1 protein-coding gene is annotated in these 610 nt (G+C 24.4%); it reads left to right on the top strand.

Going from position 1 to position 610, the window contains the following annotated elements; genetic code table 11:
- The first annotated feature begins 88 nt into the window (after positions 1-88).
- On the top strand, positions 89-427 hold the full coding sequence (locus EZH24_RS15540; protein ID WP_473807492.1) for an MATE family efflux transporter: 339 nt from the start codon (positions 89-91) through the stop codon (positions 425-427).
- Positions 428-610 lie beyond the last annotated feature (183 nt).

Here is a 610-nt window from a genome sequence, read left to right as displayed (position 1 = left end):
ATATTTGGCTATATATTTGCTCCTAATATGATAAAATTTTTGAATGCTTCGGAAAGTATAATGAATTGTTAATTATTTTAGAATAAGTATGATAGGTTTTCCTTTCGTATTTTATTATACTTTTATTTCGGCTTCGCTTATAGCGATAGGAGATACTGTAAGACCTCTAATATTTTTAATAATATCTTCTGCAATAAATTTGATATTAGCCCCTTTTATGATAAAAGGGATAGGAATAATTCCAGATATGGGAGTAGAAGGTACTGCTTATGCCACAGTATTTGCTCAGATTATATCTATGATTGTAAGTATGATTTACCTAAAAATAAAAAATACTGTTGATTTTAATATAACAAAACTAATAATTAAAATATGGCTTCCTTTTACTATTATGCAGCTAATATCATCTATAAGAATTTTATGGTAAGAATTCCTCTTGCATATATTCTATCTCCTAAAATAGGATTATGTGGAATATGGATTTCTATGACAATAAGTAATTTATTTAATATGATTTTTCATTTATCATATTATTATTCTAATAAATGGCAGAAAAATGCCAATATTACATTAAATTCATTTTTAAAAAAAGATTAGATTTGTTTCAAAT

Origin of the sequence: Brachyspira catarrhinii (assembly GCF_005518285.1) — a bacterium.
Taxonomy (GTDB): Bacteria; Spirochaetota; Brachyspiria; order Brachyspirales; family Brachyspiraceae; genus Brachyspira; species Brachyspira catarrhinii.
The sequence above is the reverse complement of the archived record's forward strand: the minus strand, read 5'-3'. Positions and strand labels throughout refer to the sequence as shown.

Excerpts from the sequence above, each read along its gene's own strand:
- EZH24_RS15540 (WP_473807492.1), top strand. The coding sequence starts at position 89 with ATGATAGGTTTTCCTTTCGTATTTTATTATACTTTTATTTCGGCTTCG.